This window comes from Clostridium sp., from assembly GCF_036781005.1.
Lineage (GTDB): Bacteria > Bacillota > Clostridia > Clostridiales > Clostridiaceae > Clostridium_B.
The window spans coordinates 1-15,698 of sequence record NZ_DAIQBT010000019.1 but is presented as its reverse complement, the minus strand read 5'-3'; the positions used below and the strand labels follow the sequence as shown (position 1 = coordinate 15,698).

Below are 15,698 nucleotides of genomic sequence, written 5' to 3'. Positions count from 1 at the left end.
AATCATGTTAACCAATATTGTGTTTTTTTTCCAGAGTTATAAAAGTGTATTCTATATTATCATCTTTGTGTTTTTCACATTCAGTTACAATATAATCTTCCATATTAAACTTAGGAAAATAAGTATCACCTTTTTTTTGGGAAATTACCTTGGTCAAATATAACTTATTACAATAGGGGAGCAACTGTGTATAAATTTGGCCACCTCCTATTACAAAAGCTTCTTCTTTAGAATGTGTATATTTTAGAACATCTTTTATGGTATTTACTACTACTACATTTTTATCTTCAATATCATAGGAAGAATCTTTTGTAATAACGATGTGTTTTCTATTTGAAAGTACACCTGGCAGAGATTCAAAGGTTTTTTTTCCCATTATGATTGTTTTGCCGTAGGTTATTTTTTTAAATCTTTTTAAATCTCTTGATATATGCCATATAAGTTTATTATTGCATCCTATTAAATAGTCTTCATTTAGAGCTACGATTATACTCAACACTATATAGCCACCTCCATGCTAATTTTTTCATGGTGTTTATAGTCTATAAGTTTTATATCATCTATGGAAAAATCGTAAAAATCTTTAATCTTTGGATTTATCCATAATTTTGGGGCATCATAGGCTTTATCCTTTCTTGTAAGTTGTAATTTCATACCTTCAACCTGGTTTTCATAAATATGGGCATTGTTTATAACGTGGGTAAAGAGTCCTGGTTTAAGTTCCGTTACATGAGCGATTAAATGAATGAGAATTGCGTATTGACACATGTTAAAAGGAACACCCAGTGGAATATCTCCACTTCTTTGTACCAACATACAGTTTAATGTGTCTTCTTTTACATCCCACAGAGTTTCATAACAACAAGGGTATAATGCCATATCTGGGAGGTCTTCTATATTCCACAAAGATATAATCATTCTTCTACTTTGAGGATCTGTTCTCAGGGTATTTATCAAATTATCAACTTGTTTGAATTTTGCAACCTGATAACCGTAAGCCTTTCCTATGGTGCCATCTTCTTTCATCCATTCATCCCAAATGTGTACATTTTGTTCCTGCAGTTTCCTTACATCATTTGATTGATCCTTGTATATCCATAAAAGTTCTTTTACTGATGTTTTAAAGGCTACAAATTTTGTAGTAAGTATAGGAAATTCTTCAGATAGATCAAATTGCATAATTTGATGGGGAAGTTTAAATGTAGGAATACCTGTCCTGTTTTGATCGTAATATCCCTTTTCTAAAATATTTTTCACAATATGTAAATATTGTTTGTCTGCTATACTCATTTTCATACCTCCAGTGTTATTTTATATTAAATTACACATATTATATCATAAATTTTTTATGCAATTTATTTTTAACAAATTTAAAAAAAATAAAACCAAATTGAACACTTTATGGTCTAATATATGAAAGTTATTACGGTTGTAACTTGATAAATTGTTTGGAGGACTGTAGATGGATATTGAGATCTTAGTTAAAAGTGCAAAAAAATGATAAATTCTCAGTAAAGGATGAATTAAGTAATATAGAAATTCCTAAAGAGATAGATTTAGTTATAGAAAAAGCCATAAGGAGAGCTAAAGGCAGAAATAAAAAATTTGCTGTAAAAGCAGCGGCCATGTTGACAGCAGCTCTAGCTTTATGTGTAATACTAAACAGTATTTCACCTGCTTTTGCCAAGTATGTAAATAACACTTCTATAGCAATAAAGAATTTATTTAGTAAATTTAATGATAAAGGAATAAATACAGCTGTTAAAAATGGTTTTGTGCAGGGGAGTTTTAAAGATAAAATTGAATCTAATAATTCAGTTTCAGATAAGGGAATTACAGTTACAATTAATCAGCTTGCTATAGATAAAAATGAACTTATTATAGGCTATACTTCTAAAGCTGACAAAAGTTATAAGTGGAATGATTTAAACCAAGAAATACTGCAAATTACAGACGATAGTGGAAGGCTATTATATGATGGAAGAGACTTTGATGAAATTATGAAGGATAAAAAAAATACAGGAAAAACATATGGTGATATAGTTTTTTATAATGGCTCTAGTAAAATATTTGTAAATCAAGGAAATTTTCAAAATTCCCAGGAAAAACAAATGGTAATGGGATTTACATCTACTAAAAGTACAAAATTAAGTACTATTCCAAAGACTATCAGTGTTAAATTTACATATTGTTCTGATAAGGATATTGTAAGTGTGAGGGAATATTATAGACATGGTTATATTTATAGGATTTTTCATAAATCCCCTAAAATTATTAATGGAAACTGGTGTATAAATATAAAAATTGAAGATAAATTTATAAATGCCAAATAAAGGAATTATGTAAAAGCACAAGAAACAAATGAAAATTCCTCTGTAAAAGTAGAAGGTATAAATTTATATCCTATTAGTGCATATGGCAGATTTTTCATACCAGAGGATTGGATATTTAAAAACCCCTATCTTGAAGATGGGGAAGGTAATATGTATGGATGTAAAAGCTTTGGAGAAGGAGATAACAATGGAGGAATCAAGGAAATAACAGCAAACTTTCAAAGTCCATATTTTAAAGATGTAAAAAAATTATATCTGGGATTTACCTATAAGAAAAATGGGGTAGATAAAAATATTAAAATAGAATTGAGAGGAAAGTGATTAAGATATATTTTTCTATAACATTAGAGTAGATTGAATGGAAAATAATAGTTTGATTTTAAATGAATTTATCTCTAAATTTGACATGTAACAACTTGTTATATATAATAAAGTTGTTACATGTCGCGAGTATAGAAAGGAGAATGTCTTATAAATTTTCAAGGTAAACAAATTTACGCAGCAATTTTTGATATGGATGGAACTATGTTTGATACTGAAAGACTGAGAATTGATATGTTAAAGTCATCATCTAAACTTATATATGGAGAAAGTATGACAGACAAACTTCTCATGGATTCTTTGGGGGTTAGTGCAAAAACTGCAGAAGAACTTGCAAAAAAACAATATGGGGAGAACTATCCCTATAGGGAGATAAGAAAAAAAGCTGATGAATACGAAGTGAAATATATAAGACATAATGGTGTGCCTGTTAAAGAAGGGCTGTATGATGTATTGGAAAGACTGAAGAAAAATGGAATTCTAATAGCTCTTGCAACTTCAAGCAGAAGGGCCATAGCAGAAGAGTATCTCTTAAGTGCGAGAGTAATGAGGTTTTTTGATGTTATTATATGTGGAGATGAGGTTACAAAAGGAAAACCTGATCCGGAAATATTTTTAAAGGCAGCAGAGGAATTAAATCGTCATCCATCATATTGCCTTATATTTGAAGATTCTCAAAATGGCTTGATTGCAGCAGCAGATTCAGGAGGAATTCCTATATTTATAAAGGATATAAAAGAGCCTGAAAAGCACATAAAAAATCGTGCTTTTAAATCATATAACAGTATGATAGAGTTTCACGAAGAACTGGTCAAATTTACACCTAAAATGTCCATGCCTAAATTAAATGAACATTTTCCGCAAAGTTTTGGATATGTAAAAGCGGGAATTCACGGCTTTGGAGCAATAGGGGGAGGATATCTTACACAGATTTTTTCCCACTGGGATGGTTATACTAGACCTAAGGAGATAATTGGGGCAACTAAAAAAACTGTAATTAAAGAATTAGTAAATTCATTAGGAAAATTTAATGTAAAATATGAAAGCAGGGCATATTTTCAAAGTATAAGTAATGTTCATATTATTGATATGGATGATGAAAAAGAGATGATAAGTATGTACAGAGAATGCCAGATTGTTGGCCTTTCCATTCCAGAGAAAGCAGTAAAGTCCCAGTGTAAAATTATAGCTAAGGGTCTCATTGAACGCTATAGAAAAAATACTACAAATCTTACAATACTTGTAGTGATTAATAAAATAAAAGGAGCAAAATTTGTGAAAAAAAATGTTAAAAGTGCTCTTGAAAATTTGGTTGGGGAAGGAAAGGCTGAAAAAATAGTATCTAGAACATATTTTTGTGAAACTGTTGTAAATAGAATGGTTTCAGCAATACCAGAAAGAACATTGCTTACACAAGTTCAAAAAAAATTATCAAGTCTTAAAAGAACTGTTTTCCGTTTTCAGTCTGACGTTACAGGTTTTGTTGAATCCTTTCAAGAGAGTGAAAGGATTACCGGTAATTCCATAAATACAGTGAAAAAAATTGATGAGAAGACTCTTTTAAAGGTTGGAAATATATCAAAAAAGTTGTCGGTTATGTCTCAATTTGATAAATGTATTTCAAGATTTAATGTATCCTTATTTAACAGTGAACCATATATTCCGTTGTATGCAAGTAATGAAAGTCCCTTGCTTGAAAGATTACGACAAATTAAAGTTGTAGATAATATTGAAAAGATACAGGAGATAAAAAATAAACTTTCAAATGGTCCTCACGCAATAATAGCATGGTATTCTGCTCTACTTGGCTATAAAACAATTGGACAGGGTATGGGAGATGAAAAGGTATCTTTATTGGTAAAAAATATTATTGAAAAAGAAATTAGACCCTCACTTATTAGAGATACTCCTGAATTATCCCAGTATATTGATGACTTTATTTCTAATTTTATTAAAAGGTGTAGAAATTCTTTTAAGGACAAGTGCATCCGTGTGGGGCGTGATCCTATGAGAAAATTACAAGAGGGAGAGAGAATTTTTGGAACTATTACCCTGGCACAAAAGTTTCATATATCTACTCCTATGATTGAATTTGGTGCAGCTTGTGCCATTTTATATTCTGTGTTACTTATAAATCCAAGGGATAAAGAATGTAGAAAGATTAAAGATATATATGACAAAAATAATTCTGTGGAGGATGTCCTTACATATCAGGGCGAATATAATGGCGCAATATATCATGGTCTGAATCTAAAAAAAGATAAAGATTTAATAAGGAGAATAAAAATACAATTTAATAATCTCATATCCTCTGAGGATATAATGATTTACCACAATGTACAAATAAATAACCAGCTAAGCAGTTAAATTTTTAACTATATTATAGAAATTTGGAAGGAGATATAACTGGCTGATTATTTATTTGAAATTTAGTAAAGTAGAAATAAAATTTTATTCTCTCTCTAAAGGAAAGGTCATACAGTGGGGACCTCCTCCTCCTTTTAATATTTCAACCAGATCCACTTCAATAGTTTCCAAACCCAGTACTTTTAACTTGTGGTTTACATCTCTGTTGTTCACAAAAGTCAGTACTTTATCATTTCCAAGACATTGAAGGTTGCAGTAATGTTTAAAGACGTCTTCCTGGGGAACATCAATCAAGGTGAATTTCCTTTTTTTAAGCATTTTCAGAAAATTGTAAGGGAGAGCTTCTTTGCATACCACAGCTACTTTTTCTGCAACTATGTTGAAACACATATCAAGATGAAGATTTTGCCTTAATGCAGGTACAGGAATTAATTCATATCCTAATTCCTGTACCTGGGTTTTGATATTTTCGAATCCATGCCAATCTGTTCTTGCAATGATACCATGAGCCATTATATAGTCATCTAAAAACCAGAAGTCTCCACCTTCAAAGGCCCCTGAAGTACATCTGGCAACACAAGGTATGCCAAGTTCTTTCATTTTATTTTCATAAGCTGAGGTTTCTCCTTTGCGTACAGGTTCTCTAAAGCTTCCCATTATGTAACCTTCAGAAGTACAAGCTCCAAAATCCCGTGCGAATACCTGGTAGGGCAGTTTAGCATCTGGTTCAATTAAAACTACCTCCACTCCGTTTTCCCTATAGGCCTGCACAATTTCCTTGTGTTCTCTTAAACACATATCCTTATTGGTTTTTTCACCCTTCTCCATCCACTTTTCCGTTATTACATTAATAGGTTCAAATTCAAAATATGTGGGAGTACACAGCAGTACTTTTTTTAAAGTATTAGTTGAGTTTTTTACATAGTTTTTCTTCATGATCATTGACTCCTTTTGCAATATATTTTGTTATAATAATTATAAAGTTTTGTGTTACACAAATGTCAATGATAGATTTCAGCTAATTTCTATACTAAAGTTGTTTTAGGCAAGTTCCGCCTGAGCCTAATAATCACTTGATGGGAACTTGAATTTCAAAGCACTCTTCTTCTACAACATCCGTTACTGTAATATCCACCTGGGCTATTTCTATAAAATCACCATCTATAGCATAATGGTTGTCATGGATAAATTGTATCAGCTTTTTTATACTTTTTTCCCTGTCCCAAGGTTTACCGCTGTTGTATATACACACATATTTTCCACCCTTTATCTTTTTAGTGTTTTTTGCGTTGTTGGTATTATTTCCACTGGCAAACACAAAAATATCACTAGAATTATTGAATTTTAAATTTTCAATATCTTCTTTAGATATAATAAATCCCAATCTGTTGCTGGCCAAAATGGGTGAAATTTCTTCAAGGATATTTTCAAGATGAAGAAATCCATAACTTAAATCTACCTCATTATTAATGGACTTGCCAAAAGTAATAATTTCTCTTTGGGGTAGTTGTTTGATTATAATTTCTTTCATTTTGGACTCTGTGATAACATTACTTAAAAATTTTATTTTTTGAGAAAGGGTTTTTTCAAGAAGCTGCAGCTCTTTTATTTTTTCTTTTAATTCTTTATGGTTATTTACAAGCATGGAAAGAGATTTAGTCACATGTCTGTTATCAAAATATTTTTTTATTTCTTTAAGGCTCATTCCAAGTTGGCGTAATTCCTTGATTGTACCTAATTTTTCATATTGAAGTATGGAGTAATATCTGTAGCCGGTTCTAGGGTCTACATAAGTGGGTTTAAAAAGTCCTATTCTGTCATAATGTCTTAGGGTTTCTGTAGTTACATTTCTAAGTTTTGCAAGATCAGTTATTGATATCCTATCTTTTATAGTAATCACCTCTATAGTAATAAGTTTAGTTCAGCCAGGCTAATTTTTCAATGAATTATTTTTAAAAAGTTATTGTATAGGTTTCATAGCATGAATTTACTGTATAAAATGTATTAGAAAGCTAAGTGGCTCTTTAATGGTCTATTGTAGTATAATTATATTAATAACTATTAAAACAAAGCAGTTTATGTATTTAAATGTACCATAATATGCTTTAATTTTTTGTTTTTCTAGAAGTTGGCGTCCATATTCAGACATCTTGGGACCATGCTTTGAGTATATATTTTAGATTGACTTTATATACATATTATTTTATAATTGAAAATGACCCTCAATATCATTTGCGTTTTTAGATTTATCTCAATGTGGCAATTAGCAAATATTCCTACTCCTTAAAAGTGGAAAACAATTGCAAATAAAGCATTTTGATAAGTTCTTCCAAGGAGCAGATAAAGATGTATATTCTTTGTAAGAAAATTCTGTCTGGATCTAAGAAGAAATAGAAGGGTCTGCCTTATGGTAAAATTAGCAAGTTAGTTGATATTTATAGGTTATTATGATAATATTAATTAATAAATTTTATTTCAAGGAGGAAGAAATAAATGGAACCAGACCCAGAACCTGCCGGTTTAATGCCTCAATTAGGATTGATTGCATTACTTACTTTAGTAAATGCTTTTTTTGCTTCTGCAGAAATGGCAATTGTATCTCTTAATAAAACTAGAATAAAGCTTTTAGCAGAACAGAATGATAAAAAGGCACAGCTATTAGAAAAGCTATTGAAGGAACCAACTAAATTTTTATCCACTATACAAGTGGGAATTACCCTTGCAGGATTTTTTTCAAGTGCCTCAGCAGCAACTGGTATTTCCTATAGAATTGGAAATTATCTAGATAAGATCAATGTTCCTTATGGTCAGGAGATCTCATTTTTTTTAGTAACAATTATATTATCTTATATTATGCTGGTTTTTGGAGAGTTATTTCCAAAGAGAGTGGCACTTCAAAAGTCAGAGGAAATTGCAATGATTTCTATAAGACCAATTTTGTTTATATCAAAATTGGCAATACCTTTTGTGAAACTACTTTCAATGTCTACCAATCTTTTAATAAGGATTACAGGGATGAACAGCAGTAACCTAGAGGAGAAAGTTTCAATAGAAGAGATTAGGTCATTAGTAGAAATAGGACAAGAAAATGGAGTTATAAACTCCACTGAAAAAGAAATGATAAATAGTATATTTGAATTTGATGATAAATTAGCAGAAGAGGTAATGACACCTAGAACAGAGGTATATTTAATAAATGCGGATAAGCCTTTAAATGAATATGTAGATGAACTGCTTCAAAAAAGGTATTCCAGAATTCCAGTATTTGAAGGAGACAGTGATAATATTATAGGAATACTTTATATGAAAGATTTTATAATTGAAGCCTATAAAGTAGGCTTTGAAAATGTGGATATAAGAAGTATAATTCACCCTGCATATTTTGTACCTGAAAGAAAAAATATAGATGAATTATTTAAAGAACTTCAAAGTTATAGAAAGCACATGGCTATACTGATAGATGAATATGGAGGATTTTCAGGAATAGTAACCATAGAGGATTTAATTGAAGAAGTAATGGGCAATATAAATGATGAATATGACGAGGACGAACCCTCTGTAAAAAAAATAGATAATAAAACCTTTCTAGTTAAAGGCAGCATTCCTATAGATGAATTAAATGAGAGTTTACATCTAAATCTGAATGAAGATTCTGAAGATTATGATACATTAGGGGGATTACTGATTAAAATTATAGGACGTATACCAGAAGATGGAGAACAGCCTGAATTAAAGTATGAAAATATTACATTTCATATAGAGGAAGTGAAGGAAAAGAGAATAGAACGGGTTAAACTTAATATAGAAGAATAATAAGTTTGTTAAACACAGAAAGTTTTGAGTAGTTTTCTGTGTTTTTATTGATTTTATTGATTTTATTTAATGAAAGTAACTATCAACCAGCTTAAGCTGGTTGATAGTTACCTAAATAAGTTAATTGGCTGATGTTTCCATATTCTTGAAAGTGAAAGTAAGTACTATTATTTAATGCAATCCAGTGATTGAGAAATATCAAAAATCAAGTCTTCTTTATCTTCAATGCCGCAGCTTACACGAATTAATTCTGCTGGCACTCCGGCTTCTATTAATTGTTTGTCACTCATCTGACGATGTGTACTTGTGGCAGGATTTAAGCAGCAGCTGCGAGCATCCGCCACATGGGTTTCAATAGCCATGAGCTTCAAGTTTTTCATAAATATTTCAGCGGCTTTTCGTCCTCCTTTTAAACCGAAGGAGACAACACCACAGGAACCATTTGGCAGATATTTTTGTGCTATTTTATAATATTTATCACCTGGAAGACCACAGTAATTAACATAGGCAACCTTTTCGTGATTCTGAAGAAATTCTGCAACAGCCTGTCCGTTTTCACAGTGACGGAGCATACGCACATGGAGGCTTTCAAGTCCTAGATTTAAGAGAAAGGCATGTTGTGGAGATTGAATAGAACCAAGATCACGCATCAGATGGGCAGTGCACTTGGTAATAAAAGCTCCTTCCTTGCCAAACTTTTCAGCATAAGTAATACCATGATAACTATCATCTGGTGTACAAAGTCCCGGAAATTTTTCCGCGTGAGCCATCCAGTCGAAATTTCCAGAGTCTACAATGGCACCTCCCACGGCAGAACCATGTCCATCCATGTATTTTGTAGTGGAATGGGTAACAATATCAGCACCCCATTCAAAAGGACGACAATTCACAGGTGTAGGAAAGGTATTATCTACAATAAGGGGAACACCATGTGTATGGGCAGCATTTGCAAATTTTTCGATATCAAGTACAGTAAGGGCAGGATTGGCAATTGTTTCACCAAAAACTGCTTTTGTATTAGGCTGAAAGGCAGCATTTAATTCTTCCTCTGTACAATCAGGAGAAACAAATGTAGTGGTAATGCCCATTTTTGACATAGTTACGGAAATTAGATTGAAAGTACCCCCGTAAATGCTGGAGGAAGCAACAATGTGGTCTCCGCAGTTACAAATATTAAACAGGGAAAAGAAATTGGCAGCTTGACCTGAAGAGGTTAGCATTGCAGCAGTACCTCCTTCCATATCTGCAATTTTGGCAGCAACATAGTCATTTGTGGGATTTTGCAGCCTGGTGTAAAAATAGCCTGCGGTTTCAAGGTCAAATAGTTTTCCCATATCTTCACTGGTATTGTATTTGAAAGTTGTACTTTGGATTATAGGAACTTGACGTGATTCTCCATTTCCAGGCCTGTAACCAGCTTGTACGCATTTTGTGTTTATCTTATAATTTTTCATCTCATTATGTCCTTTCTGAAAATAATAATATAATCATTATAATTTTAATATTGTGTTAATTCAAGAGAAAAATCCATTGACCATTTTAGATATTAATATACAATAGCTTTCATAACTAGTATACATGTTACAGGAGTGATGGTATTATATTTATAACGTTAACACTAAGATGAATTAAAAGAAGGTGAGAAATGTTATGACACTTCAGCAGCTAAAATATGCAATAGAAATTGCCAACTGTGGATCCTTTAATGAAGCGGCAAAGAGACTTTTTATATCACAGCCAAGCCTCTCCAAGGCTATAAAAGAATTAGAAGTAGAACTTGGAATTGGTATTTTTGAGAGAACCAACAGAGGAATTAGTATATCTATAGATGGGGCAGAATTTTTAGGATATGCCCGTCAAATTATAGAACAGACAGAGGTATTGGAGAATAGATATCATGGAGAAAAATTCGAGGCATTGCATTTTTCTCTTTCAACTCAGCACTATGCTTTTGTGGTAGATGCTTTTATAAAGCTTATGAAAAGCAATAATAATTTAAAATATGAATTTACTTTGAAAGAAACTAAAACTTATGAAATTATTGAGGATGTAAAAACTTTGAAAAGTGATATAGGTATATTATATACAAATGATTTAAATTCAAAGGTTATGAATAAGATTTTTAGCGACAATAATATTAAATTTACACCTTTATTTAATGTAACACCTCATGTGTTTGTAGGTAAAAATCATCCGCTTTTAAATAAAAAAATTGTTACCATGGAGGATTTGACTCCCTTTCCTTTTATAGTATTTGATCAAGGAGAAAAAAATTCATTGAATTTCTCAGAGGAAATTTTAAATTTTTCAAATACCAATAAAAGTATTATGGTCAATGACAGAGCTACATTGTCTAATTTATTAACGGAAAGTAATGCTTATACTGTGGGAACAGGAGTATTAGTTTCTGCCTTTAATGGAGATGAAATTCAATCTATTCCGATTGAAAGTGATCAAATAGCTACTATTGGATGGATTTCTCATAAAAATATAAAACTAAGTGAAATTGCAGCTAGGTATATAGAGATTTTAAATTATGATATTGCAACTAAATATTTGGAATTTAATTATTGCCTGCTATAGTAAAAAGGAGGAAATTATGAGTAGTGAAGTTGTAGGAAAAAAAAGAGATATTCCCCCATATAGATATGATATTGTAGGAAGTTTTTTGAGACCAGAAGAAATAAGATTGGCACGAAGACAGTATGAAAAAAAGGAAATCTCAAAAAAAGAGCTTAGAGAAGTGGAAGATATACAAATTGAAAAACTTGTGAAAAAGCAGCAACATATAGGACTTAAGGCCGTTACCGATGGTGAATTCAGACGGGGATGGTGGCATCTGGACTTTTTTTTAGGTATAAAAGGAACTGAGAAAATCAAGATAAATCAGGGCAGTAATTCCTATAATAAACTTATGAAGGCTGAAACTTTTCGTGTTATTGACAAAATAAAATTTGAAGATCATCCTATGATTGAAGATTTTAAATATTTAAAAGGTATTTCAAAAGAATGTATTCCTAAATTTTCAATACCTTCTCCTGCACTTTTTCATTTTGTAGAAAGTTATAATTCTAATAGATTTTATAAAGATAACGAAAAATTTCTCTGTGATATTGTGGATGTTTATAAAAATGCTATAAAAGCTTTTTATGATGCAGGGTGTAGGTATCTTCAACTGGATGATACAACCTGGGGAACTTTATGCAGCGAAATCCACAGAAAGCGGTATATTAATTTAGGAATGGATCCAGATAAAATTGCCAAAGATTATGTAGAACTGATTAACCAGTCAATTTCACATTGTCCTAAGGACATGACAATTGCACTTCACATATGTAGGGGTAATTTTCATTCCATGTGGTTTGCAGCAGGTGGATATGAGCCTGTGGCTAGGGAACTTTTTTCAAATGCTAGGGTAGATGCTTTTTTTCTTGAATATGATACTGAACGTTCAGGAGATTTTTCTCCACTTAGGTTTATTAAGAATCAAATAGTAGTACTGGGACTTGTTACTACAAAACACGGGGGACTTGAAAGTAAAGAAGAGCTGAAAGTTCGTGTTTTTGAGGCCTGTAAGTACGTGGATATAGATAAACTCTGTTTAAGTCCGCAGTGCGGATTTGCTTCTACAGAAGAAGGAAATATCCTTACAGAAGAAGAACAATGGAATAAAATAAAGCTGGTAAAAGAAATTGCACAGGAAGTTTGGAAATAGTAAAATACTCTTAGTTATAAATAATACTGTTATTTATGATGAACTCTATAAAAATTCTAAATTACATCTGCCAGAAGGGGAGTATCAAACTATCTTTGGACTTGATGTAGTTCCAGAGTACCGCCATAGAGGAATTGCCACAGAGCTTATGAATCATATGATAAAATCATCAAAGTTATCGGGACGTAAAGGAGTTGTATTAACCTGCAAGAATAATCTTATTGAGTATTATGAGAAATTTGGGTATAAAAATAAAGGGGTTTCAAAATCAGTACATGGAGGAGCTAAATGGTATGATATGATTTTAGAATTTGATGAAGGTCAAATATATGGGATGTAGGAATTGGAGCTGTGGAATGAAATATTCTAACAGCTCCAATTTAAATATAAATTTTTTATGTAGGGCACTTTTTCAGATAGTTAAAAATACATGTAGAACTAATCATTTATTATCATGTTATTGGTGTTTTGGAAAGTATGAACTGTTCGTGAAAATTTTTCTGATTTTGGCAATTTGATTTCAAGAACACCGCTTTGCAAAGTAGCTTCTACAGCTTCTGCCCTTACACTGGTAGAAAGAGGGACTGTTCTATTTAATACAAATTGGTTCACTCCATTTGATAATGTTCCTGAAATGGTCAATGAATCGTTGCTGACATTGAGATTTAAATCATTTAACGGTGCCTTTGATACATAGGCAGATATTATGATGTCACTGGATGTTTCTGATATATCCACTGTAGGCTGAACCATAATGCTTCCTGCAATGGGATGATGGTGGTGAGGCATACTGTTGAAATTTCCGCTTCTTATCTGAGTCCCTTGGTGTGATAAGGTATATGGCATTGAAACCATCTGATAAGGATTGATTCCACAATTTATCATCTGGGTACCCATGGCTTGAGGAGTATTATAACAAGTATTTCCGCCGGATTGCATAGGAAGTCCGTAATTAAAAGCATTACACGAATTTAGGTGAGTTGATGGCATTGGCACAAACCTCAGCTGTTGTGTATTCATTCTCTGTTCATTTAAAGTATTAGTGTTCATTTGTATCATGGTATTTATACCTCCTGAAATTTTTTGGTTTTTACAGTAATTATTATTAGATATTAAGAGAAAAATTATTCAAGCTGATAAAATATATTTTTTAAAGAATTAATTTACTATTGTAACAAAATATCTATATTATGTTTATAAAAAGTTCATTTTAAGGTAATAAAATATAAAAAGGTGTTTTTTAAATATACATATGTAGAAAGAAGAGAGAAAATTGGTTAAAATACTAAAAAATTTTTTGATTTTCGCAAGTATTATTGCGATGTATCAGCTAAATCCATATAATTTAGTACGGGCAGAGAATGTTTCCACTGTCTCTGAAGTTCAAACTGCATCAACTGAAAACACATCTGATACTCAAGACTTAAAAGATACTGACAGTTCTTCAGAATCTAAATCTTCAACATTTAAGGATGCAGCTTATTCTTATGAAAAAGACGTAAATGAAGATTCCATATCACAAAATCCTTCTGATTCTACTGCTGCAGAAGATGATTTTGTTATTTCAACATCTAATGTAGACAACTATAAAAATATATCTGCAAACAAGATTTGGAAGATAAAATTTAATCAGCCTATAATTTTATCTTCTGCTGAAAAGAGCATAAAAATCCTAGACAAAAAAACAAATAAAGAAGTTCCAATAAATATATCATCAAGTGAGGATAATTTTTGTGTAGATATATCAAATACTTCTTCCTATGCTCCAGACAGTGATTATTTGTTAATTATAGATGCTGGATTAATGTCTGCATATAATAAAACTTTAAAAACTTCCTTTAGCATGACTTTTAGCACCGGGTCAATAATAACTTCAATAAATGACATAAGTGTGTCCATAAATCAAAGAGATAGTTATAAATTACCAGATGTGGTTACCGCTAATATGTCAAATGGAGAAAAGAAGTCTGTAAGTGTAACTTGGGACAAGTCCCTTGGCAACTTGAATATACCAGGAAGTTATGTTTATCAGGGGCAGGTTGAAGGATATGACAAGAAGGTGAATTTAAATCTTATAATAAATACTTCAGCAGAAACTGTTCCTTCTAGTGTTACTTCTACATCGGCATGGATATGGCAGCTTCAAAATCAAGTAGATGCATATGGGGGCATAGATAATTTAATATCCAAATTAAAGTCATTGGGAATAAATAATGTATGCATCAAATACAATGAAGGTGAAAGGGCATCTGGAGGAGGAATGAATTTCAGAGAAGATTTTTTAAAGTATGTGAATAATTTTAAGGAAGCAGGATTTAAAGTGGGTACTTGGGGATATAATCATTTTGATGATGTTCAGGGAGAAGCTAATATAATAGTGGATGCTATTAATAATAGTGATTATTATGTTTTTGATCCTGAAGATGCTGTATCGGGAAAGACAAATCAGGCAGAAGAAATATGCCAGATTGTAAGAAGTGAATGTCCTGATGCTATTATTGGTTATACTACCTTTCCAATAGCAAGTTATCATCAGGATATACCTTATTCGGTGTTCAATAAATACTGTGATTTTGCCGCTCCGCAGTGTTATTGGGGAGAGATGAGGTGGTCTGTTACCAAATGTATGGATAAAATGATTCAAGATTATCAATATTATGGTTTAGACAAGCCTTTATATCCCTTAATACAAACCTATAATGTGGATTACGCTGATTATGAAACCTATGCCGGCTATAAATTCAATTCTACCGGATTATGGTCCTTTGACGAGTTAGGTAGTACTTGCCAGGATTTTCTGATTAATGAAGGTGACAAGTTAAATAATCAGACATAAAAAGACAGGAAACATATCCTGTCTTTTTATATGTTTTAAAGCAATTTTACCATAATTTCAGCCATATCTTTAGGAGAAGTTTTCATGTCATCCTCTAGCCACTTCTGTATTACTCCTATGCAGCCTGATATAGCAAAAGATATGCAGTAATGGGCCTCTATTTCTGAGGATGTAGTGTCCAGAGGAATTTTGCAGTGTCTTATGGCATCTTTAAGTTTTTCTATAAAAGTATAGTCCACATCATTACAAAGAAATATTTTAACGTGAGTTCGAAAATAAAAAAAGAGTTATAGATATAAAAAATCCCATCAAA

General features: G+C 31.7%; 14 protein-coding genes and 1 pseudogene. 8 read left to right on the top strand and 7 right to left on the bottom strand.

What is annotated here, in order from left to right; all coding sequences use genetic code 11:
• Positions 1-7: 7 nt before the first annotated feature.
• Both V7Q02_RS09165 and V7Q02_RS09160 read right to left on the bottom strand, forming a co-directional pair.
• Complete coding sequence (locus V7Q02_RS09165) at positions 8-499, bottom strand: dihydrofolate reductase (protein ID WP_333860708.1); 492 nt, start codon at positions 497-499, stop codon at positions 8-10.
• On the bottom strand, positions 499-1,290 hold the full coding sequence (locus V7Q02_RS09160) for a thymidylate synthase (protein WP_333860707.1): 792 nt from the start codon (positions 1,288-1,290) through the stop codon (positions 499-501). Before V7Q02_RS09160 ends, V7Q02_RS09165 begins: the two co-directional genes overlap by 1 nt.
• A 197-nt stretch (positions 1,291-1,487) precedes the next feature.
• On the opposite strand from V7Q02_RS09160, the gene V7Q02_RS09155 reads away from it, so the two are divergent.
• The 3 genes from V7Q02_RS09155 to mtlD all read left to right on the top strand — a co-directional run bounded on the left by V7Q02_RS09155 (position 1,488) and on the right by mtlD (position 5,021).
• Complete coding sequence (locus tag V7Q02_RS09155) at positions 1,488-2,333, top strand: DUF4179 domain-containing protein (RefSeq protein ID WP_333860706.1); 846 nt, start codon at positions 1,488-1,490, stop codon at positions 2,331-2,333.
• Positions 2,334-2,483: 150 nt separating this feature from the next.
• Positions 2,484-2,654 (top strand): hypothetical protein, encoded by a 171-nt coding sequence (locus tag V7Q02_RS09150; RefSeq protein WP_333860705.1) that lies wholly within the window; start codon positions 2,484-2,486, stop codon positions 2,652-2,654.
• 150 nt (positions 2,655-2,804) lie between these two features.
• Complete coding sequence (mtlD, locus tag V7Q02_RS09145; protein WP_333860743.1) at positions 2,805-5,021, top strand: bifunctional mannitol-1-phosphate dehydrogenase/phosphatase; 2,217 nt, start codon at positions 2,805-2,807, stop codon at positions 5,019-5,021.
• Positions 5,022-5,105: 84 nt separating this feature from the next.
• Here the strand turns inward: mtlD and V7Q02_RS09140 are convergent, their stop codons facing one another.
• Together V7Q02_RS09140 and V7Q02_RS09135 are read right to left on the bottom strand one after the other, a co-directional pair.
• Positions 5,106-5,957 (bottom strand): dimethylarginine dimethylaminohydrolase family protein, encoded by an 852-nt coding sequence (locus V7Q02_RS09140; RefSeq protein ID WP_333860704.1) that lies wholly within the window; start codon positions 5,955-5,957, stop codon positions 5,106-5,108.
• A gap of 133 nt (positions 5,958-6,090) precedes the next feature.
• Positions 6,091-6,921, bottom strand: a complete 831-nt coding sequence (locus tag V7Q02_RS09135; RefSeq protein WP_333860703.1) for a MerR family transcriptional regulator — start codon at positions 6,919-6,921, stop codon at positions 6,091-6,093.
• 593 nt (positions 6,922-7,514) lie between these two features.
• Between V7Q02_RS09135 and V7Q02_RS09130 the strand changes: the two genes are divergently transcribed.
• Positions 7,515-8,834, top strand: a complete 1,320-nt coding sequence (locus tag V7Q02_RS09130; protein WP_333860702.1) for a hemolysin family protein — start codon at positions 7,515-7,517, stop codon at positions 8,832-8,834.
• A gap of 167 nt (positions 8,835-9,001) precedes the next feature.
• Here V7Q02_RS09130 and V7Q02_RS09125 read toward each other — a convergent pair whose 3' ends face one another.
• Entirely contained in the window at positions 9,002-10,288 is a 1,287-nt protein-coding gene (locus tag V7Q02_RS09125) for an O-acetylhomoserine aminocarboxypropyltransferase/cysteine synthase family protein (RefSeq protein ID WP_333860701.1), read from the bottom strand.
• A 196-nt stretch (positions 10,289-10,484) separates the two neighbouring features.
• On the opposite strand from V7Q02_RS09125, the gene V7Q02_RS09120 reads away from it, so the two are divergent.
• The 3 genes and pseudogenes from V7Q02_RS09120 to V7Q02_RS09110 all read left to right on the top strand — a co-directional run.
• Complete coding sequence (locus tag V7Q02_RS09120; protein ID WP_333860700.1) at positions 10,485-11,417, top strand: LysR family transcriptional regulator; 933 nt, start codon at positions 10,485-10,487, stop codon at positions 11,415-11,417.
• Positions 11,418-11,433: 16 nt separating this feature from the next.
• On the top strand, positions 11,434-12,549 hold the full coding sequence (locus V7Q02_RS09115) for a 5-methyltetrahydropteroyltriglutamate--homocysteine S-methyltransferase (RefSeq protein WP_333860699.1): 1,116 nt from the start codon (positions 11,434-11,436) through the stop codon (positions 12,547-12,549).
• Positions 12,550-12,562: 13 nt separating this feature from the next.
• A pseudogene (locus V7Q02_RS09110) lies at positions 12,563-12,889 on the top strand (GNAT family N-acetyltransferase); the annotation flags it as partial.
• A 98-nt stretch (positions 12,890-12,987) separates the two neighbouring features.
• Here the strand turns inward: V7Q02_RS09110 and V7Q02_RS09105 are convergent.
• A complete protein-coding gene (locus V7Q02_RS09105) occupies positions 12,988-13,608 on the bottom strand; it encodes an Hsp20/alpha crystallin family protein (protein ID WP_333860698.1) in 621 nt (206 codons plus the stop codon).
• Positions 13,609-13,846: 238 nt separating this feature from the next.
• On the opposite strand from V7Q02_RS09105, the gene V7Q02_RS09100 reads away from it, so the two are divergent.
• Positions 13,847-15,385, top strand: coding sequence for an Ig-like domain-containing protein (locus V7Q02_RS09100; protein WP_333860697.1), 1,539 nt, complete (start codon positions 13,847-13,849; stop codon positions 15,383-15,385).
• Positions 15,386-15,420: 35 nt separating this feature from the next.
• Here the strand turns inward: V7Q02_RS09100 and V7Q02_RS09095 are convergent, their stop codons facing one another.
• Positions 15,421-15,642, bottom strand: a complete 222-nt coding sequence (locus V7Q02_RS09095; protein WP_442882162.1) for a TetR-like C-terminal domain-containing protein — start codon at positions 15,640-15,642, stop codon at positions 15,421-15,423.
• Positions 15,643-15,698: the final 56 nt, after the last annotated feature.